Origin of the sequence: Streptomyces sp. NBC_01244 (assembly GCF_035987325.1) — a bacterium.
Lineage (GTDB): Bacteria > Actinomycetota > Actinomycetes > Streptomycetales > Streptomycetaceae > Streptomyces.
This window is the reverse complement of the sequence record NZ_CP108488.1, coordinates 9,425,302-9,450,059: the sequence shown is the minus strand read 5'-3', so window position 1 is coordinate 9,450,059 and position 24,758 is coordinate 9,425,302. Positions and strand designations below refer to the sequence as shown.

14 protein-coding genes and 2 pseudogenes are annotated in these 24,758 nt (G+C 69.2%); 10 read left to right on the top strand and 6 right to left on the bottom strand.

The window, feature by feature from the left end; all coding sequences use genetic code 11:
- Positions 1-2: 2 nt before the first annotated feature.
- The 4 genes from OG247_RS42060 (at position 3) to OG247_RS42045 (ending at position 8,186) form a co-directional block, all read left to right on the top strand.
- Positions 3-203 (top strand): ferredoxin, encoded by a 201-nt coding sequence (locus tag OG247_RS42060; protein ID WP_327257818.1) that lies wholly within the window; start codon positions 3-5, stop codon positions 201-203.
- Positions 200-1,057, top strand: coding sequence for a bestrophin-like domain (locus OG247_RS42055; RefSeq protein WP_327257232.1), 858 nt, complete (start codon positions 200-202; stop codon positions 1,055-1,057). The genes OG247_RS42060 and OG247_RS42055 overlap by 4 nt, the downstream gene beginning before the upstream one ends.
- A gap of 458 nt (positions 1,058-1,515) precedes the next feature.
- Entirely contained in the window at positions 1,516-7,710 is a 6,195-nt protein-coding gene (locus tag OG247_RS42050) for a DNRLRE domain-containing protein (protein WP_327257231.1), read from the top strand.
- On the top strand, positions 7,707-8,186 hold the full coding sequence (locus tag OG247_RS42045; protein ID WP_327257230.1) for a hypothetical protein: 480 nt from the start codon (positions 7,707-7,709) through the stop codon (positions 8,184-8,186). Before OG247_RS42050 ends, OG247_RS42045 begins: the two co-directional genes overlap by 4 nt.
- A 222-nt stretch (positions 8,187-8,408) precedes the next feature.
- Here the strand turns inward: OG247_RS42045 and OG247_RS42040 are convergent.
- From OG247_RS42040 to OG247_RS42025, 4 genes and pseudogenes are all read right to left on the bottom strand, one after another.
- Positions 8,409-8,601 (bottom strand): annotated as a pseudogene (locus OG247_RS42040) (transposase); the annotation flags it as partial.
- Positions 8,602-8,698: 97 nt separating this feature from the next.
- Positions 8,699-9,929 (bottom strand): annotated as a pseudogene (locus OG247_RS42035) (IS30 family transposase).
- A 145-nt stretch (positions 9,930-10,074) separates the two neighbouring features.
- The gene (locus OG247_RS42030) at positions 10,075-10,512 is read right to left on the bottom strand and encodes a hypothetical protein (RefSeq protein WP_327257229.1); all 438 of its coding nucleotides are present in this window, start codon (positions 10,510-10,512) and stop codon (positions 10,075-10,077) included.
- A gap of 47 nt (positions 10,513-10,559) precedes the next feature.
- Positions 10,560-14,459: a polymorphic toxin-type HINT domain-containing protein gene (locus OG247_RS42025; RefSeq protein ID WP_327257228.1), complete on the bottom strand. Its 3,900-nt coding sequence runs from the start codon at positions 14,457-14,459 to the stop codon at positions 10,560-10,562.
- A gap of 465 nt (positions 14,460-14,924) precedes the next feature.
- On the opposite strand from OG247_RS42025, the gene OG247_RS42020 reads away from it, so the two are divergent.
- From OG247_RS42020 to OG247_RS42010, 3 genes are all read left to right on the top strand, one after another.
- The gene (locus tag OG247_RS42020) at positions 14,925-15,440 is read left to right on the top strand and encodes a hypothetical protein (protein ID WP_327257227.1); all 516 of its coding nucleotides are present in this window, start codon (positions 14,925-14,927) and stop codon (positions 15,438-15,440) included.
- A 115-nt stretch (positions 15,441-15,555) separates the two neighbouring features.
- Positions 15,556-17,064 carry a trypsin-like serine protease gene (locus OG247_RS42015; protein WP_327257226.1) on the top strand — a complete coding sequence of 503 codons (1,509 nt, stop codon included), beginning with the start codon at positions 15,556-15,558 and terminating at the stop codon, positions 17,062-17,064.
- A gap of 1,244 nt (positions 17,065-18,308) precedes the next feature.
- Positions 18,309-18,536, top strand: a complete 228-nt coding sequence (locus OG247_RS42010; RefSeq protein WP_327257225.1) for a hypothetical protein — start codon at positions 18,309-18,311, stop codon at positions 18,534-18,536.
- A gap of 540 nt (positions 18,537-19,076) precedes the next feature.
- Here OG247_RS42010 and OG247_RS42005 read toward each other — a convergent pair.
- Entirely contained in the window at positions 19,077-19,277 is a 201-nt protein-coding gene (locus OG247_RS42005; RefSeq protein WP_327257224.1) for a hypothetical protein, read from the bottom strand.
- 40 nt (positions 19,278-19,317) lie between these two features.
- Positions 19,318-19,899: a YdeI/OmpD-associated family protein gene (locus OG247_RS42000; protein WP_327257223.1), complete on the bottom strand. Its 582-nt coding sequence runs from the start codon at positions 19,897-19,899 to the stop codon at positions 19,318-19,320.
- Between the two features lie 663 nt (positions 19,900-20,562).
- On the opposite strand from OG247_RS42000, the gene OG247_RS41995 reads away from it, so the two are divergent.
- The 3 genes from OG247_RS41995 to OG247_RS41985 are packed head-to-tail and all read left to right on the top strand — an operon-like array spanning position 20,563 to position 24,718.
- Entirely contained in the window at positions 20,563-22,047 is a 1,485-nt protein-coding gene (locus tag OG247_RS41995) for an aldehyde dehydrogenase family protein (protein ID WP_327257222.1), read from the top strand.
- A gap of 14 nt (positions 22,048-22,061) precedes the next feature.
- Positions 22,062-23,627 (top strand): GMC family oxidoreductase, encoded by a 1,566-nt coding sequence (locus OG247_RS41990; protein ID WP_327257221.1) that lies wholly within the window; start codon positions 22,062-22,064, stop codon positions 23,625-23,627.
- Positions 23,624-24,718 carry a quaternary amine ABC transporter ATP-binding protein gene (locus tag OG247_RS41985; protein WP_327257220.1) on the top strand — a complete coding sequence of 365 codons (1,095 nt, stop codon included), beginning with the start codon at positions 23,624-23,626 and terminating at the stop codon, positions 24,716-24,718. The genes OG247_RS41990 and OG247_RS41985 overlap by 4 nt, the downstream gene beginning before the upstream one ends.
- Positions 24,719-24,758 lie beyond the last annotated feature (40 nt).

The following is a 24,758-nucleotide window of genomic DNA, read 5'->3' as shown; positions in this document are numbered from 1 at the left end:
CGATGTACCGGATCCGGATCGACTCCCATCACTGTCAGGGGCACGCCCGCTGTCTCTCCTTCCTCCCGGAGACCGTCGACTTCGACGACGAGGGCTACGCGCAGGTCCCCGAGGCGAAGAGCCGCCATGCCGAGATGACCGACGCTCTGCGGCAGGCGGTGGCGAACTGCCCCGAGCGGGCCTTCCAGGTGGTGGAGGAATGAACAGAACCACCACCGCCGCCGCGGGGCCGCCCATGTCGACAGCCATCACCATCGCACTGATCGCAGTCGCCCTCGTCTGCGGCCTGCTGGCGAACCATGTCCGGCGCCGTCATCATGCCGTGGAGCCGGGCGGGGACGCCGATGAAGCGTCCGTCAGCGATCTGGTCAGCCCGCTCGAAACGCTGGCCGTGCTGCTGGTCGCGTTCGTGATCGTCGTCGCGGCCGAGTCGTACGGCGAGGCCGGCAACGCCGTGGGCGCGGAGGCGCACCGGGTGGACCAGCTGTACGAGGTGGCGGACTACGCACCCGAACCCCAACGCGAGCGGATGCAGGGAGCCGCGGTCTGCTACTCACGCGCGATCATGACGTACGAGTGGCCGTTGATGGAGACGACGGGGGCCAAGGCCCCCCAAGTGTCCGTCTGGTCCACCGACTTCCGCAGGCACTTCAAGGAACTGGCCCACAAGGACGACAGCAGCTTCGCGCTGCTGGTGGAGGCGGACGACCAGCGCTCCGTGGCCCGCCAGGCCCGACTGTCCGAGGCGAGTCCGGCGATCCCTGCGGTCGTGTACTGGTTCATGGTCCTGTCCCTCGCCGCGACCATCGGCGCCTTCGCCTTCGGGCTGCCACGCAAGCGCGGGCCGGCGCACTTCGTACTGCTGTTGGTGTTGGCGGGGCTGTTCACAGGGTCGCTGCTGCTGATCGAGGACATCGACAGGCCGTTCTCCGGACCGATCAAGATCACCAGTGAGGCGATGGCGGCCACGGCCGAGGACATCGCCGAGGACTTCTCGGACGACCACCCGGGCCGCACCCTGCCCTGCGACGAAACCGGCATCCGAACCCGCAGCTAGAGGCCTTTGAGGGTGCGGGTCGCCTGCTCCGGCCGTGTCTCCATCGACGGCGCAGCACCGGCCGGTCCTGCCGGATCGGCTCGGCCCAAGAGCCGGGCCAGGCCCTTGTCTGAGTCCATGCCGCTACCCATGCCGACGGCCTGCATGTCAGGACCCGCTGCCGGTGGCTGACGTACATACCTGGTCGGCAGCTGCCCGGCTGCCGGGCCGGTCGGCGCGTGGCCTACCGGCTCGGGTGAGGTGGCACATGCGGCCGTTGTCAGTGGTGCCGGCGGCCATCAGCCCCCAACCAGCTGGGGGGCCCAAGGAGGCACACCGAACCCTGCGCACACCGGACCCTCACAGTTTGATCACAGCCTGACCTAATCAACCCGCTCTGTCCGAACCATCACGGTTGGGCGTGCTGACAAGACATTAGGTTCTCCTGGTTCGCTTTATTACCGAGGAGTACTGAACAGATGAGAGAACGGTCGCCTGTCCCCGCAGGCCGACACCTCGCGGCCCCGCCCGCGTGGATACGACGGACCGCGATAGCGGCCTCCGTCATCACCGCCGCGTCGATGCTGAGCGGCCCGGTTGCCGCCGCCGGCCCTGTGAGCGCTCCCCCGGCCGCACCCGCCGCCGCACTGGGTCCCGCGGAGGCCGCGGACGCCGCCTCCGCCTTCCTGATGGCGCGGCTGCAGAACCGGCGGATCGAAATCACCGGCGAGCGCACCGACTCCAGCACCACGTACGCCGAGCCCGGTGGCGTGACCAGCGTGGAGTCCTTCACCGGTCCGGTGCGCGTCAAGGACGCCCGCGGCCGCTGGCAGAAGGTCGACACCACCCTGGTCGACACCGGTGACACCGTCCGCCCGAAGGCCGCCGCCGCCGACATCGCGCTCTCCGACGGCGGTACGGGCGAGCCGCTGGTCAAGGCGGGGCGCGGGAAGCACACGCTCGGCATCGGCTGGCAGGGCAAGCTCCCGCAGCCGGAGCTGAAGGGCTCGACCGCGACGTACAGGAACGCCGTCGAGGGCGGCGGCGACCTGGTCGTCACCGCCCTGAAGGAAGGTTTCTCCCACTCGGTCGTGCTGCACGAGGCTCCCAAGGGTCCGGTGGAGTACCGGATTCCGGTCGAGGCGAGCGGTCTGAAGCTCACCGAAACCACCGACAAGCGGCTGCGCTGGAACGACACGTCCCAGCAGGCCAAGGCCACCGCCCCGGCCCCGGTCATGTGGGACTCCTCCTACGACCGCGCCTCCGGCGACGCCGAGCACATCGCGCCCGTCGAGGTCGAGGTCGAACCGGGCAAGAACGGCAAGGGACAGGTCCTGGTCCTCAAGCCGAGCCGGGAGTTCCTGAACGACCCGAAGCTCACCTATCCCGTGACGATCGATCCCACCGACTCGCTCATGGGCCCGGTCACCGACACCTGGATCCAGTACGACGACTACCTGACCAGCCAGCGCGGTTCGACCGAGCTCAAGTCCGGTACGTACGACGGCGCCGAGAAGGCGCGGTCGTTCCTGCAGTTCAATGTCGACAAGTACAAGGGCAAGCAGATCCTCGACACGGATCTGCGCCTGTACTCGAAGTACTCCTCGACCTGCTCGACGGCCAACTCCGGCAACGAGGTGCGCCGGGTCACCGCCGCCTGGGACCCCTCCGCGATCACCTGGGCCAACCAGCCCGCGACGACCGCCACCGGCGCCGTCGTCACCACCGCCGCCAAGGGGTACAACGCCACCACGTGCCCGGCCGGGCACGTCTCCTGGGACGTCGACGCGATCGTCCAGGCCTGGGCGGACGGCCAGCCGAACTACGGTGTGCGCATCGCCGCCGTGGACGAGAAGGACCCCCTGACCTGGCGCCGCTACCACTCGGCGAACCAGACCGACGGATCACACAACGCCTCCCTCGAGCCGTCGCTGACGGTCAGCTACAACACCAAGCCGGGTGCGGCCGCCCCCGTCTCCCCGCTGTCCGGCACGGCCACGGCCGACACGACGCCGACCCTCACGGGCAAGGCCACCGACGCCGACGGCAACACGGTCCAGCTCTCGTACGAGATCTGGACCGCGAGCGGTACGGCCGCCCTGCAGACCGGGAAGTCCGCCTTCTCCGCCTCGGGCACGGCCGCTCCCTGGACCACCGCCACCCCGCTCGCCCCGGGCAGCTACAAGTGGCGCGCGGCCGTGTACGACGGCTCCACCTGGAACGGCACCTGGTCGGCCTGGCAGAGCTTCACCGTCGACACCGCGAAGCCGGGCGTGACCGCGGTCGCTTCGAGCGCCTTCCCGGCCGGCGCGTGGTCCGGCACCCCTGACGGGAACGGGAACTTCTCGGGCACCTTCACCTTCACCCCGCCCGCCTCGGACGTGAAGGACATCCAGTACCGGCTGGACGGCGGCGCATGGGTCACCTCGGCCACCGCCGGCACCCCGGTCAGCGCCGTGCTCGGCTTCCGGGCCGGCGCGCACGCCGTCACCGCCCACACCCGCGACGCGGCCGGCAACGTGTCCGGCGACACGGTGTACTCCTTCAACGCCGGCAAGGGAGCGGCCATCACCGCCCCGTCCGACGGCGAGCGTCCGGCCCGCCGTGCCGGTCTGATGGCCCAGGGCGACACCTCGTACACCGGCGTCCGCTACCAGTACCGCCGCGGCGAGACCGACGCGTGGAAGGACGTGCCCGTCGCCGACGTGCGGGTCAACTCCACGGGCGTCGCGCCGGGCTCCTGGCCGGTGTCCGTCAGCGGCGGCAAGCCCGCGCCTCTGACCTGGGACATCACCAAGACGCTCGCCGAGGACGGACCCGTCGACGTACGGGCCGTGTTCAGCGCCGGCTCGGCCACCGAGGCCTCCCCCGGCGTCTCCGTGACCGTCGACCGCGCCGCCGGTGCCTCCCCGGAGCTCCCCGTGGGGCCGGGCTCCGTCAACAGCCTCACCGGTGACTTCACGCTGGACGCCACCGATGCGTCCGGCGCGGGCACCTCGGTGACCCGTACCGCCTACTCCCGGGGTGACCACCCCGAGGACGACGGCCAGGTGAAGATCTTCGGCCCCGAGTGGGTGTCCGGGATCTACGCCGAGATCACCCAATCCTCCTACACCGGTCTGCGCAAGACGTCGCCGACCTCGGTCGAGGTCGTCCTCGCCGAGGGGGCCGTCGGCTTCACCGCCACCTCCGGCGGCGGCTGGAAGCCCGAGGAGGGCTCGGAGCACCTGACCCTCACCGGTTCGCTCACCGGCTCCTTCACCCTCAAGGACGACGAGGGCGTCGTCACCTCCTTCGCCAAGGTCGACCCGGCGGCGGAGAGCTGGCAGGTCACTTCGACGGCCCTGCCCACCGACAACTCCACGACCCGTGTGGTGTCGGAGAAGGTCACCGTCGACGGCAAGGTCCTGGCCCGACCGAAGTACCTGATCGCGCCCAGCACCGCCGCCACGGCCGCGTCCTGCGAGGCGAACCCCGCCACCGCGGGCTGCGAGCGGCTGGAGCTCGTCTACGCGACGGTCACCACGGCCACCGGCTACAGCGTGGCCGCCGACTTCGGAGACTTCGCCGGCCAGGTCCGGGAGATCAAGCACTGGTCCACCGCCCCCGGTGCGACCGCGGCCACGGCGCGCTCCGTGTCCGTGTACCGCTACGACAAGGACGGCCGGCTGCGCCAGCAGTGGGACCCGAACCTGTCGCAGGCCACGCAGGTGCAGTACTCGTACGACTCGGCCAACCGGGTGTACTGGATGATGCCGGGCACCGAGCTGCCGTGGACCTTCACCTACGGCAAGGCCGGTGACGCCGCCACCGCGGGCGAGGGCATGCTGCTGAAGGCCTCGCGCCCCTCCCTCAAGCAAGGGTCGAAGTCGGAGACCAGCGGCGGTTCGATCGCCACCTCGATGGTGTACGACGTCCCGCTGACCGGCACCAAGGCGCCTTACAAGCTGGGCCCGGCGGACGTGGCGGTGTGGGGCCAGAGCGACGCCCCGACCGACGCGACCGCCGTCTTCCCGCCGGACGCCGTTCCCGCCGGACACGACGGCGAGGCGCTGACCGCGGCCGACTACAAGCGCGCGACGGTCAGCTACGTCAATGCATCCGGCCGCGAGGTCAACACCGCGGCCCCCGGCGGCCGCATCTCCACCACCGGCTACAACGCCGACGGCGCCATCGTGTACGCCCTCTCCTCCGCCAACCGCGATCTGGCTCTGGCCACCGGCGGTGCGGGCCTGGAGCAGCTGGCCCCCCTGGGCATCGAAGGCGCGAGCGCGGCGGAGCGTGCCGCGCTCCTGGCGGAGACGGCCGAGTACAGCGCGGACGGTCTGCGCGAGCTGCACTCCTACGGGCCGCTGCACGTCGTGGAACTCCAGCAGGGCGCGGCCGACCTCCCCGCAGGCACCGAGGTTCCGGCGCGGCTGCACTCCGCGAGCCTGTACGACGAGGGCCGGCCGTCCGATGCCGCGGTCAGCGGCCGGGCCACCACGGTCACGGTCGGCGCCACGGTGCCGGGACGCTCCGGTGACCTCGACACGCGCGTCACGAAGTACACGTACGACTGGGCCAAGGGGCTGACCCTGACCACGGCCGAGGACCCCGCCGGCCTGAACCTCGTCACCAGCACCGCCTACGACGCGCAGGGCCGGGTCACCTCGACCGTCCTGCCCAAGGGCGGGGCCGCCGGCACCCGGGTCACCACGTACTACACCGCGGGTGGCACGGGCTCGTGCGCGGGCCGTCCCGAGTGGGCCGACCTGGTCTGCTCGGTGGGCCCGGCCGACGCGTCCTCGGGCATCACGTCGGTGTACGAGTACGACGCGTTCGGCCAGGTGTCCAGGACCACGGAGAAGGCGGGCTCCACGACCCGCACCACCGCGGTCACCCGTGACAACGTCGGCCGCGTCACGCGCACGGCCGTCACCGGCGGCCTCGGCACCGCGGTTCCCGAGACGGTCCGCACGTTCGACCCGGTCAGCGGCAAGCCGGCCACCGTCGCCGCGGGCGGCAAGACGGCCGTCTACTCCTACGACGATCTCGGCCGGCTCGTGAGCTACGACGACGGTGCGGGCAACGTCACCACGACCGAGTTCGACACGCTCGGCCGGGCGGTCAAGGTGTCCGACTCCGCGCCCTCGACCGTGACCTACGCGTACGACACGGACAAGGAGCCGCGCGGGCTGCCCACATCGATGACGGACTCGGCCGCCGGTACCTTCGGGGCCTCGTACGACGCCTCGGGCGAGGTGTCCGGGGAGACGCTTCCGGGCGGATACACGCTGGCCACCGTCAAGGACGAGACGGGCTTCACCACCTCCCGCGTCTACACCCGTGACGTGGACGGCGCCGCCGTCCTCACCGATGTCGCCGTCCCCACGGTGCACGGTCAGGCGAGCTCCGCCGCCCGCGTCGCCGGCGCGGGCAACGGCCAGCGGTTCGGCTACGACCGTACGGGCCGCCTCACCGACGTCGAGGAGTCCGGGGCGTACGGGCAGCAGCACCGCACGTACACCTTCGACGCCAACGCCAACCGCACCAAGCTCGTCTCCACGCGGGACGAGGGCGCCGGCCCGGTCCAGAGCACGACGGACTACACGTACGACGCGGCGGACCGGATGACCGGTGCGGGCATCACGTACGACGCGTTCGGCCGCACGCTCACCAAGCCCGGCAGCACGTTCGGCTACTACGCGAACGACCTGGTCCGCTCGCAGACGGCCGGTGACCACCGCCAGACCTGGGAGCTGGACGCCCAGGGCCGGCTCGCGTCGTGGACGGCCGACACGCTCGACGCGCAGGGCGCGGTGCTGACCTCGGTGCGCTCGGTGAACCACTACCGGGACGCGTCGGACAGCCCGTCGTGGACGGTGGAGGACACCGCCGCGAACCTGCGGACCCGAAATGTCTCCTCGCTGTCGGGCGAGCTGGCCGCCGTCACCGGAACCGCCGGATCCGCCGGATCCGCCGGATCCGCCGGGGACACAGTGCTGCAGTTCACCGACCTGCACGGCGACGCCGGTGTCGCCATGCCGCTGGATCCGCAGAAGCCCCTCTCGGTGGCGGACACCGACGAGTTCGGCAACGTCCGCGCCGGTACCGCGACCGCGCGCTACAACTGGCTGGCCGCCTATCAGCGCGGCTCCGACACGCCGGCCGGTGTCATCCTGATGGGCGTACGCCAGTACGACCCCTCGACCGGGCGGTTCCTGTCCGTCGACCCCGTGTACGGCGGCAACGCCAACGCGTACGAGTACTGCACGGCCGACAGCGTCAACTGCACCGACCTGAGCGGTGAGTACGGTGCCAACCGATGGGGCTGCGGCGCCTTCGTGGACCGTCCGCACAAGTCGCACACGAACAACAACCGGGTCAACGTGCACGCGGACCTGAAGTGCAAGAAGAAGGTTCCCAGCTTCTCGATCCGGGCGACGCTCTACCGGTCCCGCTGGTACGGATGGGAGAAGATCGGAACCACCGGTTACGAGTCCGGCAACAACAAGTACAAGGCGCGTGCCGTGGCCAACTGGGGTCCGAAGGGCGCCTGCCACTACTACGTGGGCGTGGGTGAATTCATGATCGCCAGTGGTCCCCACGGTTCGGGCACCAAGATCCGCTCGACCGTGCGCAACTACGACACCCGCTACCTCGAGGGCCGCACGGAGATGTGCGTCGGATGACCCGCCCCCAGGTCGTGTGCGTGCTCGACTGGCACGGTGAGCCGCCCTACGGTCTCACCGCGGTCGGGTTCGCGCCGGACCAACTCGCGGAGGCGGAGGCCCTGGCATCCGCCGCTCTGGGCGGTCTCGTCCAACCGGCATCGTGGGAAGGGGCGGATCCCGGACTGCGCAGACGCGTGGTGCGGGCCTGCCGGCCCATTCCCACCGAAGGCCTGTGGCACGTGTCGGACGATCGTCCCGGCACGACGGAGGACCGGGCGCGGCGCGCAGGCCTGCGGCAGCTGGCGGACGAGTGGCCCCATGCCCGGCCGTTGGCCGGGCACGAGGCCGGGCCGGGGCTGACCGCCCTGGTGCGGCTCACGGCTCTGGTGTGCCGGATGCCGCCGGAGATCCTGCTGGACGCCGAAGAGGACCTCCTCGACGTCTACGACACCTACAGCGTCGGCGCTCTGGCCGACGACCCAGAGGAACCGTAGACCCGCGGCCTCACCTTCCGCGGATGCTCACGCACGACCCGCTGCCCCCGGTCGAGAGAACTCGGCCGGGGGCAGCGTCATTGGGTACCGCGCGGTGACGGCGGCCGTGTGGGGTCATCCCCGCGTGCGCGGGGATGACCCCGAATCGAAGAACGCGGGGAGGTGCGCATGAGAGGGCGCTTCATCTCGTCGTTTCGCCCCCTTCTGCGTACTTGATGTGGGTCACGCCCCTCGCCATGTTTGCGTCGATTCATGGGTGATGCGGCGAGCCATGAGGGCGATCATCGCGATGTAGATCATGGCGGTAGAGCGGGTGGGGGAGGGCTTCGTAGTCACGGGCCAGTCGGCGGTGGTGCATGAGCCAGCCCAGGGTGCGCTCGACCACCCACCTGCGGGGCAGGACGGTGAAGCCCTTGAGAACTTCCTGCCGTCCTGACCGCCCCTACAGCAGGCAGGACCCGCCCGGAGGCAAGGCGGTTTCTAGGGGTCGTCGCAACACGTGGTCGTGTTGATCAGGCCGCGATGGGTTTATGCAGGCGCTCGGCTGGGGTTTCCCAGCCGAGCGTTTTGCGTGGGCGCCCGTTGAGCTGGGCGGCGACGGCGTCGCGGTGTTCACGGCTGTGGACCGAGAGGTCGGTGCCCTTGGGGAAGTACTGCCGCAGCAGGCCGTTGGTGTTTTCGTTCGAGCCGCGCCGCCAGGGACTGGCCGGGGCGCAGAAGTAGACCGGGACGTCGGTCGCGACGGTGAAGGAGGCGCGCTCTGCCATCTCGCTGCCCTGGTCCCAGGTCAGCGAGCGGACCAGGTGGCCGGGCAGGGTCTTGACCGTGGTGACCAGTGCGTCGCGGACATCCTCGGCGCTACGGCCGTCGGGCAGGTGCAGGAGCATCACGTAGCGGGTGGCTCGTTCGACGAGAGTGCCGATCGCCGAGGCACCGTCCTTGCCGATGATCAGGTCGCCCTCCCAGTGACCGGGCACCGCCCGGTCCGCCGCCTCGGCGGGCCGATCGCTGATCATGACCATGGGGTCCTTGAAGCGCGGCTGACGGCAGTTGGCCTGTCGGCTGGGCCTTGCGGCGGGCGCGTCCCGAGCGCAGGGCGAGGGCCACCTCGCGGCGCAGTTCACCACGGCCCTGGATGTAAAGAGCCTGGTAGACGGTCTCGTGGACCACATGCATCTCCGCCTGGCCGGGGAAGGTCATCCGCAGAGCCTGACAGATCTGTTCCGGGCTCCATCGCTGGTCCAGGCCAGCCTGGATGGAATCCCGCAGACGGGGGTTCTGGCTGATCCTCCCCGGCTTGGGGCGTGGACGGCGGCTGTCCGCGCGGGCCTGGGCGGCGTAGGGCCGGTAGTGCCACTGTCCGCGGGTCCCGTCCGTGCGGTTGCGGCGTATCTCCCGGCTGACCGTGGACGGGCTGCGGCCCAGCTCGGCGGCGATCGCCCGGACCGTGGCCCTCTCCCGCAGCCGGTCGGCTATGTAGATCCGGTCCGCCTCGCGCAGGTACCGCGAACGCGAAGAGACGGAAGGCGGCACCGCCGGGCGAACCGGTGGTGCCGCCTTGTTCCCGCCGGACGGCTTGCGCCCGTTGCGCCAGCGCCTGCCGGTCTTCGGGTTGATCCCGACGAGCCGGCACGCATCCTCGTTGCCCAAGCCCTGCTGCATGAGCAGGAAGTATGCGGCCCGCTCCGCAGCAAGCTTCTTCGGCCCCTGAGGGCTCCGCACCTTCCGGATCTGGAAGTCCATCGCATCCCCTGAGCTGGGGTGTTGCGACGACCACTACAACCCAAGCAGGTGACGGGGTGGGACTTAAGGAAGACCCACCCCGTCTCATCACTCCAAACGGAGTGGCGGTGCTGCTGCGTATCGAAGCCTGCAGCAGTCCTTCCAACTACCTTGACGGTACCTTCGCGACGGTAAGTGCACCAGAGAACGAGACCTCAAGCAAGATCTTCCCCTTCACGGAGTAGACCCAGAACTCGGGGCTAACCTCCATAATTTCGGAAGTGCACGCGAGGGAAAGCTCTGCACCAATCCTCAGGCTCGGCATGACAAGGTTACCCCACATAAAGATGAGATCCTCTTGACTTGACATGAAGAGGCGAATGGCCTCATCCACTGCAGAGACGTTCGCCTCGGCGGAGCGAGCAAGAATATCACCCTCCATGCCGGCCCAGTGGACGGACCCATCAGATTCACGAGGGAAGCGTCCTAGGGATTCCTGCTCGCATTTCTGATGGGAGTGGAAATCTAGCAACTCGACCCCGGTCCGGCCCACCCATGCCAGGCGCGGGCCATCACCGTTATCAACCTTGGCAATCTTTACCATTGACCTCGGAAGAAGATCGGGACGCGTGCCATAAAACCCTTGAAGGCTCATTGGATACTATCCAGAAGCTTCATGAAATCCGCCTCAGATCCATTCCATGTAACGGCCCACTTTCGCCGAGTTTCTCCCTTGCCGACTTCCACGTTAATATGGGGCCCCTTCTCCGGATCCCAATCCATCCGGAATCTCTTGAACTCTCCGTTTACACGAGTCGTGAACCCTACAACTTTGCCATAGGTGCTCGTCGCAGCTTCCATGCGGCTGACGTACGGCATTCTGGTCGACTGATCGATCTCACCGAGCAGCTCCAGAGCCTTGTTGCGAGCCGGTTCATAGGTGACGTGGTCGTCCACGATGATTTCGCACGGCGTCGAGTTGTGAACGAGAACCGGCGTCTTGCCAGCGAACACATAGTACGTGTGGAAGTCGTCGACAGTCAGGTCGTAAGCAGTTTGCAGACCGGTCCAGTAGCTGGTTCTCTCGACCTCGACGGGACCGTCGCTGCGTGTCTGCAGGAAGTCACCGGCTCGAAGATCTCTCGCCTCAATCCACCGATGACTACCCTCCTCCCAGTACGGGTGCCCGTCAGTGGAGGTGATGGCCGATCCGTTGGCGAGAGTGACGTCGGTGAAGTTCCGATCATCGGGGGTTCGGATGGTGCGGCTGACGGCACGCGGTCCGGCGTCACCGGTGACAGGATCGGCAGCCATCACGAGATCGCTGGCCTTGATCTGCTCAATAGGCTTACTGGCCCCACCCGCCATGAGAACCCTGGTACCACCTGGGAAACTGTGCGGACCCGAAGAGGCCAGACAGTCAACCGCACGCCGTCCCTGGCGCGCGCCCTGGACGCCTTCGATAACATCGTCGACCTTGGTGAGGAGTTTAAGTCTGCCGACCGGCAGGAAGCTGGCTGCTGCCATGACGCAGTTCAGGCCGGTGGGGTTCTCGATGCATTCCTTTACATCGTTTACCCCGGCGAGCTCCCACACGATCGCGCGCATTGTGGGGTCAATGGGGGGCATTTGGATCATGGAGTTGCCCGGGTCCTGGGCACACGCCATGATCGGCGCCATCGTTTCACGGGTCGGGTGGGGAGTGCAGATCCTCTTGGGCTTGGCCTGCTGTTGCTTCTTTCGCGCTTCTTCGGCCTGGCGGCGGGCTTCGGCTTCTTCCTTCTCCCGCAGAACCAGGACGGCCTTCCAGGCTGTCCTGGCCTCGCCTTCGGCGGCTTCCTTACTCTTGCCTGCTGCGAGAGCCGAGTCTCGCGCGGCGTTGGCGGAAGTGGTGGCATCGCGTGCGGACTGGCGGGCGTAGGAAGCTGAGAAGGCTGCGTCCGCGGCGGAGTCCTCGGCTGCTGCGGCGTCCTGTTCAGCGCGGTTGGCTGCGTTGCGTGCGGTAGTGGCGGATTTCGCCGCGTTCGCCGCGGAAACGCCGGCGGCGTCGGCGGCCGTCTTCGCGTCCTTCGCGTACTTGTCGGCGTCGGCGGCGGAGTCCTTCGCGTCCTGCGCGTACTTGTCGGCATCGGCCGAGGCCTGCTGGGCCCTGGCGGCTGCCTCGGCCGCGCGCCACCTGTTCTCCATGGCCTTGGCGGCGATCTGCTGGCCCTCGGCGAGGAGTCGTTCGATGAGGTTGACGTGGTTTGTGGCGAGGTCGTCCTTGCGCTGGGCCATGTACTGGCCTGTGGTGACGAACTCGTGGAGCAGGTCCGGGGATCCGGCCAGGGCGATCTTGGCGGCGGCGTTGACTTCGGGGCCGCCGGTGTTGGTCAGGGTGGCGGCGAAGACCTTCTCATCGGTGACGCGCTCGCCGTACTGGGTAACGTTCAGGAAGGTGGCCAGGGCCTTGGGAGTCCCGTCGGCCAGGGCCTTCTTCGCGGCTTCCTTCACCCCGGGTCCGCCCGTGCTGGTGAAGCGGGCGACATCCACCTTCATGTCATCCAGGCCGGCCGTGTACTGGCCGGTGAAGTAGAAGGTCTCGATCTGCGCGGGGGTGCCCTTGAGCGCCGCGATCGCTGCGGTACGAACCGCCGCGTAGGGGCTCTGGGTTCTCAACTGAACGACACGCTCACGTATATCGTAGTGGACAGCTTCCTTCCAGCGGGTCCGCAGGTAGTCCAGGACGTCCTGGTCGGTGCCGGCCAAGGCGCGGGCGGCGGCTTCCTTGTGCCAGGGGCCGAGGAGTTTCATGGCCTGCATGGCGAGCTGGCGGCCCTTTACGGCAGTCGCCTTCACGTCCACGTCCGGCCGTGCGGCCTCCTGCGCCAGCGTGGTGGCGGTGGTGTTGAGAGCGAGAGCGTCTACCTGGCTGGACGCCGATGCAGAGATCTGGCCGTTGCCCGCGTCCTTGATGGAGCGGGCGCGTTCGATGGCGGCGTCGGTGCGGGTCTTCAGGTCCTCGGCTTCGCCTTCGCGGGCGATCGCGAAGGTCTCCTTCGCCTTCGCCACCGCTGCAGCCGCCGCCTCCGCGGCCAGCTTGGCGGCGTCAGCGTTCTTCTTCGCCTGCGCCGCGTAGGTAGCGGCGTTGCCTGCCTGCGTCGCGGCTTCCTCCGCATATCCGGCTGCCTTGACGGCGTGCTCCGCTGCCTTGTTCGCGGCATCCCGGGCCCCGTAAGCGGCGGTCGCGGCGCGCTGCGCGAGCGCAGCGGAGCGATCAGCGGCCGCGTCTGCGGCGTTCGCGTGGCGACGCGCCTCAGCCGCGGCCTGGCGTGCCTCGGCTGAGTGGCCGCCGGCCGCGTCCGAGTACCCGTTCGCCTCATCCGCCGCGTCGGCGGCGGCCCGAGCGTTGGTCGCGGCGCCCTTCGCCGCGGTCGAAGCCAGACCGGCTGCGGCCGAGGCCTTGCCCGCCTCATTGGCGGCCTTCGCCGACTCCGTGGCCGCCTGTGCTGCGGCGCGGGCTTCGGCGGCCGACTGGCGTGCCTTGTCCGCGTCAGCCGCATTGCCAGCGGCCGCGATCGCGGCGGTATAGGCGTTGTTCGCCGCCCGCGCGGCGGCAGCAGCGGCCGACGCCGTCTGCGTCGCCGCCAGCGCGGCACGACGCGCCGCCCGGTTTGCCGCGTTCGCCGATCCGATCGCCTCCTGCGCCGCCGAAGCCGCTGCACGCGCCGCATCCGCCGCCTGCTTCGCCTTCACCGCCGCCAGCTGCGAATCGTTCTTCGCGGCCTGGGTCTCCGCCGCCGCCTTCTTCGCGAGCTCCTTGGCCTTCTCCGACGCCTCGACAGCCTTCTTCGAAGACTCCTCAGCAAGCTTGGTGGCGTCCTGGGCCTGCTTGCCAGCCTCCCGCGCCTGCTCCGTCAGCTCCGAGATCGTCGCGTACTCCTGATCCCGGTTCCGGGCGACGAACTGCCCGACCTCCAGAAACTCGACGATGTCGTCGGGGGTTCCCCTGAGCGCGACCTTCGCGGCCGCCTTCACGTTCGGGCCACCCGTACTCGTCAACCGGGCGACGTCGACCCGGTTGTCATCCTTGCGAACCACGTACTGGCCCACCGCGAGGAACTTCTCGCGATCGGCAATGGTGCCGAGCAGGGCGACCTTGCCCTCATCACGAACCCCAGGCCCTCCCATGCCGACCATCCGGGCGATGTCGACCTTGCGGTCCTCATCAAGCGAGTAGATGAGGCCGTAGTCGAGAAACTCTTCCAGCTCGGCAGGGGATCCCCAAGCGGCCTTGATGGCCTCACGAACCCCGGGGCCGCTGGTCGACATCAGCCGGGCCGCATCGACCCGGTTGTCGTCGTTCGCGATGCCCGGTGCCTCGTCCAAGAACTTGCGGATCGCGTCATCGCCACCCAGCAGCGCCTGCTCCGCTGCCTCCCTGATACCCGCCCCACCGGTCTCCCAGTAGCCGACGATCTGGCGGCGCAGGTTCGCCGGATCCGGCTGGGTCTCGGCCGCCAGCGCTGTGGGCGCACCCAACAGCCCCGACAGAAGACCGGTGGCCAGCAATGCGTGCAATGTGCGTCTGCGTACTCCCGAGCCGAATGGCCAGGAGGATACGTGCCGTTTCACGGCAACCCCTCAAGAATAGAAAAAGTTGAGCCCCGGGAAAGAATTCGGCCAGGAGCCAGGAACGCCCGATCGGCTACTCCACTGCCGATGATGGCCGAACGTGATCACCCCGGAACCGCATGATCGTACAACCACTCAACCGAAGCCCTTCAGCAGGACCTTGCCAACGTTCACTGACGCACGCTAGCGCTTCACCAATCAACCGATAGGACCCTTTTGCGGCACTCTTTAAGGTCGATATTCGACGTTTCATCCAGATATCCACGGAGTCATGGAAAATTAACAAGTGAGATGTTGATCACGATCCACCGCTTGAAGTGAAAGATCGTCGGTGTGATTAGATCTGCTGGATTCTGACGTGATCCTTATGTCTCGTCCCCCTGCTTTATCGAGAGGGCCATAATGGCTATATCCCGTGCGCGCAAGGCCCTGTTCGTGGGCCTCGCTTCGGTACTCACGGCATCCACCGCGGCCATCGGCGTGGCTTACGCCGTACCCGGAACCGTCACCACTGCCGCAGCCGCAGCCGTAGTCGCTGCCGATGAAATGCCCTATGCCATCGAGGACTTCGGCTATCCGAATGCCGCGACGATCGAGGCCGAGCGGGGCATCGTCCTCAAGCGCGGTGACGGCAACATCGTCCTCGTCGCCTGTGGCGGCACCGTGGACATCACCGTCAACACCCGGTCCGGGGAGAAGGACTACTGCTTCGACGTCAAGGCGAAGCCCGGTTACCTCACCCTGTCGGTCCCGAAGGCCTGGGGCATCTGGACCGGCGACGCCCCGGTGAAGAGCACCATCGAGGCCGACGGCGTCAAGACCGTCATCAACGCCCCCGCCAACGACTTCACCAGCTTCGGCGAAGCCACCGCCGAAGGCACGCCTTCCGCTCTCATCGAGCTCCGCGTCGCCGGCTGAGCCCGGTCATCAGGCCAACTGCGGCGTGACAGCCACAGGGCCTGCCGCCTCCACCCTCTCGAAGTAGAGCCTTAGGAAAACCATGTCCCACATGTCTCATACCCGGTCACGTCCGATGCGACTGGCCACTCTGGCCACTGCCGGCATCACTGCCTCCCTGCTCCTGGCCGGAACCGCCACCGCGATCGTCGGGGCACCCTCAGCCGCCGGAGAGCACGCCTACATAGCCCGGGTCACCATCGGCCCCGAGGCCACCGCGAAGGCCTGCACCGCCACGCTGGTCGACCAGAACTGGGTCCTGACCGCCTCCAGCTGTTTCGCCGACACTCCCGGCGCGGCCCTCACGGACGGCAAGCCGAAGCGGACCTCCATCGTCACCTTCGGCAACGGCCAGACCGCGACGATCACCGATCTGAAGGCCCGCTCGACCCGCGACCTGGTCATGGCCCGGCTGGACAAGCCCGTCACGACCATCACCCCGGCCGATGTCTCAGCCACCGCCCCCGCCGTGGGCAGCGAACTGGTCGCCGCCGGGCTGGGTCGGAGCAAGACCCTGTGGGGGCTGGCGGCCACCAAGCCCAGGAAGGCCACGTTCAAGGTGAACTCGGTGGCCTACCCCACAATCGAAGTCGTCGGCAAGAGCGCAAGCGACAACATCTGCAAGGGCGACACCGGAGCACCCCTCCTCAACTCCGCCGGTGATGTCGTCGGTGTGGCCAGCCGGTCCTGGCAGGGTGGCTGCGGCGGTGAGACGGAAACCCGCACCGACGCGATCGCCGCCCGCGCCTACGACGTCGCCAGCTGGGTCCAGCAGGTCCGCCTGGCCACCATCCTTCCCGATGCCACCCAGGTCATGACGACCGCCGACTTCAACAAGGACGGCCGCTCGGACATCGCGGTGGTCACCAAGGACGGCAACCTCCACGCCGCCTACGGCCGCACCGACGGCACCTTCCAGTACGGCCGGCCCCTGTGGGGGCTCGACGGCAGCTGGAAGGCGATCGCCGAGATCATCGGTGGCGACTTCAACGGCGACGGCAACATGGACATCGCCGCCGTCTTCGGCACCGGCAGCCTCCACCTCTACGCGGGCAAGGCTGATGGCACCCTGGCCTCCGGCCAGCAGATGTGGCCCGACAACACCAACTGGGCCGGCATGCTCCACCTGGCCCGCTTCAAGGCCGACAGCTCCGGCCGCGACGGACTCCTCGCCGTGTGGAACACCGGCGCCCTGTACGTCTACAACACCGGCACCAACGGCCTGCTGAACCAGCAGAGCCGCCAGCTGTGGCCCGACAACTCGTGGAAGACCATGAAGCATGTGGTCACCGGTGACGCCAACGGCGACACCCGCGATGACGTCATCGCCGTAAACCTTGGCGGCTCCCTCATGCGCTACGACGGCAACGCCCAGGGCGGCCTCAACGGCGGCGTCAACATCTGGCCCGACAACAGCTGGGCCACCGACGGCGCCAAAATTTACGCCGGCGACGTCGACGGCGACAAGAAGCTCGACCTCCTCAGCCAGTGGACCACCGAGCTCCACTTCTACAAGGGCGACGGCAAGGGCGTCTTCGCCGCAGGCGACAAGATCTGGCCCATGAACCTGCCCGTGAACCCCTGATCAACCCGCCACACAGCGGTTCCGGGCAGCCACCCGCTGCCCGGAACCGCCCGCACGGCAGGATTCCGTGCACCACCCAGGATTCCCCGAACGCCAGCCACACGCCCCCACGCACACCACGCCCCTGGAGGGCCGGTGGCGCCACTGCTGACCGGGGACGCGGGCACCGAGGCGTGTTGCGTGGGAGGGGCGTTCCGGCGACGTGTCGTAGCCGTTGGGGTCTCGAAAGTGGCCCGGCGACGACCGGCTTGTTTCCCGCCGAGGTGCACTCAGCGGTGCGGGCGATCTAACAGCCGCCACCCGCGAAGCTGGTAGCAGGCCGCCGGACTCACAATCTGAGGAATCCCCGACTCTGGACAAGGCCCCGCCCGTGCCCCCGCGAGCGTTCAAACGGCGAGACCGATGCTCTTGGACAGGGGCGCGTATAGTCACCAAAAACCGCTTCCCGGACTATCCCGGTCCCACCCCGGCTGCGCACGACCGGCGCACGTCGATCACGGCATCACCGGGCCTCCACAAGCGGGTCGACAAGAATCACCACACAGAAGATGGCCGGGGTCACGTGAAGACTCATCAGCGTGTCCTCCTACGAGCATCCCTCAAGCGATTGTCGGAACTGCGCGCGATCACAGCCTGGCAGGCCGCAAGACACCACATCCGCGGCTGCACCGACGCAGACTGCCTCCCGGAACACAACGAGCGATCTGCCCTGTGGTGGTGTCGCCACCTTCACCTCGACACGCGGCCATCCCCCCGACCCAGCGGGCCCGTCGCCGAGCAGCGATGGCACTCGCGCAAGCTGCTGCCCGACGCCACCGGGACTCCTGCCAGGTGCGCTACTGCAGTCTGATTCACCGCGAATCCGAGACGATGTGGTGGTACCGCCAATTCATCAACTCGAAGACGCAGGATTCCCGGCAGACCGGTGCATCTTGAGCCGTACCCCGTCTCGCCCCTGATCTTTCGCCCCGGTGTATCCGTCTCCATCAGGCGTCGCCACCACCACTGCGCCTTCACCGCAGCAGTCAAGCCCCTGCCCGGATCGGCCCGGCCGCTGCCCTACGACGCCGCCCAGAGCATCGCCCACCTCGCCGGCCGCCCCGTCCCTCCCCCCAACCGCACGGGCAGGACTTCATGAGCGACTCCAAGGTCGCCACCATCAGCGGGCTCACCGCCACAACCGTCCACTCCGACGTTGCCGCCGGACGACCGGGCGTGCTGCGCGCCCCGATGGCGCCAACGGCGTGACCCAGCAGCCGGGTGAGGCCATCGACGTGAGCACGATGCAGCGCGAGTTCGTGCCTTCGGCCGACGTGGACCTACAGCGCAACCCCGGGTCCGGTGTAGCCCAGTTCTGTGGTGACGCCGCGGGTGAGCGTGTGGAGGAGGTCGTGACGTTGGCCTACCTTCTCGGCCCCGGACAACTCCATCCGCGCCGTGTAGTAAGGGTCGTGCGGATCGGTGAGGAATAGCAGCGCATCCGGTCGCTCGAACGGCACGAGGCGGCCGACCGGGATGCGTGAAGGCGCGCCAGGGCCATCCACTTTCCCCCCGGCTCGCTCTGCCCGAGGACGGCCGGGCTGTCCTGCTCGTTTCGTCTCATGACTCCGGTGTACGGCCAGCACGAGGGCGTCGGTCGGCTCCGGGCCGTCGCGTTCCAGACGGTGATGCCATGACCTCGGGAGCCATCCCGCCCTGCGGACCGGACGCTGGGCAAGCCCTTCGTGCGGTGGGGCTTGCCCACCGGGACCCATGACCGGTCGGCAGGCCGGGCGTGACGATCCGTCTCCCGCGCTCGGTCAAACGGCACGTCAGCGCCGTGACCGAACCGTACAACTCCCCGCCCGAACGGTGACCGGTCATCGGGCCCCATTATCGGTCAGCCACGGCCTCACCGGGAGGCCCGGGCCGGCCGTGACCGACGCCGCCCCTGCGGCGAGCCCCGGCCGGGGTGGGCAAGCCCAGGTTCGGGGCGGCTTGCCCAGGCTCCCCTTGGGCTTGCTCAGCGCCGATCAGCGGCCGACCGCTTCGGAGTAGCGGGCGCGGCGCTGGCCCGGGTCGTCGACGCCGATCTCGTACCAGGGCTCGCCGCGCTGGAGCCGGGGCAAGGTGTTCACCCACACCGCCATGGTGATGCCTTCGACGGCGGCGGTGAGCGTCTGTCGGCGGTTGTCGAGGAGGTGGGGCTGCTGTATGGGACGACGACCGTCCACTCGATAACGATCTAGGTGTATTGACCCCCAGTACCGTTGATCATGATGGCCGCTCGGACCTCGCCATCGTCGCCACCATCCGCTCCAGGCGGGCCAGCCGGGTCTTCTCGGTGCGGGCGGTGACCAGGCTGAGATACAGGGCGAACTGGTCGGACTTGCCGAGCGTCTCGTAGAACGCCCGCGCCGCCGGGTTCGCGTCGAGTGCCTCGACGAGATCCGGCGGTGCGGTGGCGTTCTTCTGCGAGGCGTATGCCCTCGCCCAGCGACCGTCCGCCCGCGCCGCCTCGACCTCGGCGAGGCCGCGGGGGCGCATCCGTCCCTCCGCGATCAGGGCCTCGGCCTTGTCGACGTTCACCTGCGACCAGGGCGAGCGGGGGCGGCGGGGTGTCGTGCGCTGCAGGAAGTACGTGTCGTCGAAGCCGCGCCGCAGACCGTCGATCCAGCCGAAGCAGAGCACCGTGTCGACCATCTCTTCCCAGGTGAGCGACGGGATGCCGGTATGCTTCTTGGCGATCTTCACCCAGAGCGCGGTCCGCTCCCCGTGATGCTCGTCGAGCCATGCCTCCAGCTCGGCCGGGCTCGCGGGGACAAGAATCTCGACGCCGTCCTCGTGTTTCTGCATAAACCGCAGGCTAGAGGCCATATAGGACAGATTCTGACCTACTTTGGACCCGCAGCCCCCCGACGCCAACAGGCAGACGCGATCAACAGCGTCTCCGGGCGCGACACCATGACGCGCCGGGAGATCAGGCGGTACGAGACCGGCCAGTGGGGCCTGGACTACAGGAACTCCCGCTACGGCAGCCCGGTCGGCGTCTGGAACTTCTGGCAGACCCACCACTGGCCCTGAGCCACCAGCGGCAGCACGCGCGCGAAAACGCTCGGCCGGGGCTTCCCAGCCGGGCGTCTTCCGTCGATCCCACCCAAAACGGCCGCTCCGGCACCGAACCCCGTCGCGCACCGAGTCTTCCTCGGCACCGACGCCTCCTGGAAAACGGTCCCGGCCCCTGCGCTGGCGGGCCGCCTCGTTGACGCGGCCCACCGCGTCTTGACCACGGCGCCGTCGGCGCAACCCGCGTTCCCCGGTCGCGGCCGAACGCGCCGCCCACCCTCCGAGGGCATTCGATATGCCCCTATCTATCCGATACCTCCTCGGAGTGACGGGGGGTGACTCCCGTCACTTCCAGTGACGGATAGGACATAGCTTCCAGGGACCGGGGCAAGCGGGAACAAGCAACACCACTGCGGGTAAGCCGCGGTGCCGAAATCGGAGGTACACCGAGTCGTGTCCGAGCAGACGACCATCCACATCGCAGGGACCTGGCGTTCCGCGGTATCAGGAGCCACCCGAGAGGTCCTCGACCCGGCGGACGCCACGGTCCTCGCCGTCGTCGCCGAGGGCGGCATCGCGGACACCGACGCGGCCGTCAGTGCCGCCCGGGCGGCCTTCGACGGCGGGGAGTGGCCCCAGACCCCCGTCCTGGAGCGGGCCGCACTGCTGCGCCGCACCGCCGACCTGCTCCACCGCGACCGCGAACGCCTCGGGCTGCTGGAGTGCCGCGACGCGGGCAAGACCCTGGAAGAGGGCCGCGTGGACGTGGACTGCGTCGCAGACGCTTTCCGCTACTTCGCCGACCTCGTCGCCGGCGAGAGCGCGGGCCGCGTGGTCGACGCCGGCAACCCCGACGTCCACAGCGTCGTCGTCCACGAGCCCGTCGGGGTCTGCGCCCTGATCACCCCGTGGAACTACCCGCTCCTCCAGGCTTCCTGGAAGATCGCCCCTGCCCTCGCCGCGGGCAACACCTTCGTGCTCAAGCCCAGCGAGATCACCCCGCTGTCCACGGTGGCCCTCATCGGCCTGCTGGCGGAGGCCGGACTGCCGGCCGGCGTCGCGAACCTGGTCACCGGACCCGGCGACCCCGTCGGCGCGCGCCTCGCCGCCCACCCCGACGTCGACCTCGTCTCCTTCACCGGCGGTCTCACGAGCGGTACGAAGGTGATGCGCGCGGCCGCCGACTCCGTCAAGAAGGTCGCCCTCGAACTCGGCGGCAAGAACCCCAACGTCGTCTTCGCCGACGCCTGCGCCAGCGAGGAAGGCTTCGACACCGCCGTCGACCAGGCCCTCAACGCCGCCTTCATGCACAGCGGCCAGGTCTGCTCCGCCGGCTCCCGGCTCATCGTCGAGGAGAGCGTCGCCGAGCGCTTCGTCGCCGAACTCGCCCGCCGGGCCGACCGGATCCGCCTCGGCCGCGGCACCGACCCGGCCGTGGAGTGCGGACCGCTGGTGTCCGCCGCCCAGCGCGAACGCACCGAGGAGTACGTGGCCTCCGCCCTCGCCGAGGGAGCCGTCCTCCGCTCCGGCGGCGAACGCCCCGACGGGCCCGGCTACTTCTACCGGCCCACCGTGCTCGACCGCTGCCACCGCGGGATGCGCGTCGTACGGGAGGAGGTCTTCGGGCCGGTCCTGACCGTCGAGACCTTCCGTACCGAGACCGAAGCCGTCGCGCTCGCCAACGACACCGAATACGGCCTCGCCGGCGCGGTGTGGACCTCCGACCCGGGCCGCGGCCGCCGCGTGGCCGGCCGGCTGCGCCACGGCACCGTCTGGATCAACGACTTCCACCCCTACCTCCCGCAGGCGGAGTGGGGCGGCTTCGGCAAGTCCGGCATCGGGCGCGAACTGGGCCCGTCGGGCCTGGCCGAGTACCGCGAGACCAAGCACGTGTACCAGAACCTCGCCCCGCGCCCCGTGCGCTGGTTCGCCGGCTGAAGGAGGAGCAGAGCATGACCACCCCCACGCACAGCCCCACCCACATCCCCACGGAGCAGGAGTACGACTACGTCGTCGTCGGCGGCGGCACCGCCGGCTCGGTGATCGCCTCCCGCCTGACCGAGGACCCGGATGTCACCGTCGCCGTCATCGAGGGCGGCCCCAGTGACGTCGACCGCCCCGAGGTGCTCACCCTGCGCCGCTGGATGGGCCTGCTCGGCGGCGAGCTCGACTACGACTACCCCACCACCGAGCAGCCCCGCGGCAACTCGCACATCCGCCACAGCCGCGCCCGCGTCCTCGGCGGCTGCTCCTCGCACAACACCCTGATCGCCTTCAAGCCGCTCCCGTCGGACTGGGACGAGTGGGCGCAGTCGGGAGCCGAAGGCTGGCACGCGGCCGCCATGGACCCGTACTTCGACAGGCTCCTCAACAACATCGTCCCGGTGGCCGACGAGGACCGCAACGCCATCGCGCGCGACTTCGTCGACTCCGCGCAGACCGCCCTGGGCGTCCCGCGCGTCGAGGGCTTCAACCGAAAGCCCTTCCACGAGGGCGCCGGCTTCTTCGACCTTGCCTACCACCCCGAGGACAACAAGCGCTCCTCCGCGTCGGTGGCCTACCTCCACCCCGTCATGGACGAACGCCCCAACCTCCGGATCCTCCTGGAGACCTGGGCCCACCGCCTGGAACTCGACGGCACCCGTGCGCGCGGAGTCCACGTACGCGCCTCGGACGGCACGGAATCCCTGGTCACCGCCCGCCGCGAGGTGCTGGTGTGCGCCGGCGCCGTGGACACCCCGCGGCTGCTGCTGCACTCGGGCATCGGCCCGCGCGCGGACCTGGAAGCCCTCGGCATCCCGCCGGTGCACGACCTGCCCGGGGTCGGGGAGAACCTGCTCGACCACCCCGAGTCGGTGATCGTCTGGGAAACCGACGGCCCGATACCGGAGAACTCCGCGATGGACAGCGACGCGGGGCTGTTCGTCCGGCGCGATCCCGACTCCGTGGGGCCCGACCTGATGTTCCACTTCTATCAGGTCCCCTTCACCGACAACCCTGAGCGCATCGGCTACGAACGCCCCGCCCACGGCGTGTCGATGACCCCCAACATCCCCAAGCCGCGCAGCCGCGGCCGCCTCTACCTGACAAGTGCGGACCCCGAGGTGAAACCAGCCCTGGACTTCCGCTACTTCACGGACGAGGACGACTACGACGGCCGGACCCTGGTGGACGGCATCAAGCTCGCGCGGCAGATCGCCGCGACCCAGCCCCTGGCCGGCTGGCTCAAGCGAGAGGTGTGCCCCGGCCCGGAGATCACCGGCGACGAGGAGCTGAGCGCCTACGCCCGCTCCGTCGCGCACACCGTCTACCACCCGGCCGGCACCTGCCGGATGGGCGCCGTCGACGACCCCGGGGCCGTCGTGGGCCCGGACCTGAAGATCCGCGGGCTCGAAGGCATCCGCATCGCGGACGCCTCCGTCTTCCCGACGATGCCCGCGGTCAACCCGATGATCGGAGTGCTCATGGTCGGCGAAAAGGCAGCCGAACTGCTGTCCCGGGAAGGTGGTACCCGATGAGCACCACCACCCCCGCCGCGCCCGTCACCGGCCCCGCCGAGTCCCCCGTCTTCTCCGTGGACGGCCTCTGGAAGGTCTTCGGGCCCGACAAGGCCGCCGCGAAGGTCCCCGGCTCCGCCGACGCCGACCTGTCCGCCACCGAACTGCGCGAGCGCACCGGCTGCACCGCGGCCGTCCGCGACGTCACCTTCGACGTCCGCAAGGGCGAGGTCTTCGTCGTGATGGGCCTGTCCGGCTCCGGCAAGTCCACCCTCGTACGCTGCCTCACCCGGCTCATCGAGCCCACCGCCGGAAGTCTGTCCATCGACGGCGAGGACGTCCTCGCCATGGACACCACCCAGCTGCGCGCCCTGCGCCGCCACCGCACGGCCATGGTCTTCCAGCACTTCGGCCTGCTCCCGCACCGCACCGTCCTCGACAACGTGGCGTACGGACTGGAGATCCAGGGCGTCGGACGCGGTGACCGCCGGCACAAGGCCGGCGAACTCGTCGCCAAGGTCGGCCTCGAAGGACTGGAGGACCGGCGCCCCGGCCAGCTCTCGGGCGGCCAGCAGCAGCGTGTCGGTCTCGCCCGCGCCCTCGCCGCCGACCCCGAAGTGCTCCTGTTCGACGAGCCGTTCAGCGCACTCGACCCCCTCATCCGCCGCGAGATGCAGGAGGAGGTCGCCCGGCTCCACCACGAAGAGGGCCGCACCATGGTCTTCATCACCCACGACCTCGCCGAGGCCCTGCGCCTGGGCGACCGGATCGCGCTGATGCGCGACGGCCGCATCGTGCAGCTCGGCACGCCCGAGGAGATCGTCGGCTCGCCCGCCGACGAGTACGTACGGGACTTCGTCCGCGACGTCCCCCGCGAACAGGTGCTCACCGTCCGCACCGCGATGCGCCCCGCCACTGCCGACGAGGCCGAACAGGGACCCGCGCTCCACCCCGCGACCACCGTGGTCGAGGCCATCCAGGCCGTAGCCCGCAGCGGTGGCCCGGCCCGCGTCGTCGACCGCGGCCGCTGCCTGGGCGTCGTGGACGACGCCGGGCTGCTCGCCGTCGTGGCCGGGCTCCCGGCCGCCACCGGACGGGGAGTGGCGGCATGACCTGCCCGGCCCGTCCCACGGCCCCCGTCCCCGATGCCCG

Excerpts from the sequence above, each read along its gene's own strand:
- OG247_RS42060 (WP_327257818.1), top strand. The coding sequence starts at position 3 with ATGTACCGGATCCGGATCGACTCCCATCACTGTCAGGGGCACGCCCGC.
- OG247_RS42055 (WP_327257232.1), top strand. The coding sequence starts at position 200 with ATGAACAGAACCACCACCGCCGCCGCGGGGCCGCCCATGTCGACAGCC.
- OG247_RS42050 (WP_327257231.1), top strand. The coding sequence starts at position 1,516 with ATGAGAGAACGGTCGCCTGTCCCCGCAGGCCGACACCTCGCGGCCCCG.
- OG247_RS42045 (WP_327257230.1), top strand. The coding sequence starts at position 7,707 with ATGACCCGCCCCCAGGTCGTGTGCGTGCTCGACTGGCACGGTGAGCCG.
- OG247_RS42030 (WP_327257229.1), bottom strand. The coding sequence starts at position 10,512 with ATGGTAAAGATTGCCAAGGTTGATAACGGTGATGGCCCGCGCCTGGCA.
- OG247_RS42020 (WP_327257227.1), top strand. The coding sequence starts at position 14,925 with ATGGCTATATCCCGTGCGCGCAAGGCCCTGTTCGTGGGCCTCGCTTCG.
- OG247_RS42015 (WP_327257226.1), top strand. The coding sequence starts at position 15,556 with ATGCGACTGGCCACTCTGGCCACTGCCGGCATCACTGCCTCCCTGCTC.
- OG247_RS42000 (WP_327257223.1), bottom strand. The coding sequence starts at position 19,899 with ATGCAGAAACACGAGGACGGCGTCGAGATTCTTGTCCCCGCGAGCCCG.
- OG247_RS41990 (WP_327257221.1), top strand. The coding sequence starts at position 22,062 with ATGACCACCCCCACGCACAGCCCCACCCACATCCCCACGGAGCAGGAG.
- OG247_RS41985 (WP_327257220.1), top strand. The coding sequence starts at position 23,624 with ATGAGCACCACCACCCCCGCCGCGCCCGTCACCGGCCCCGCCGAGTCC.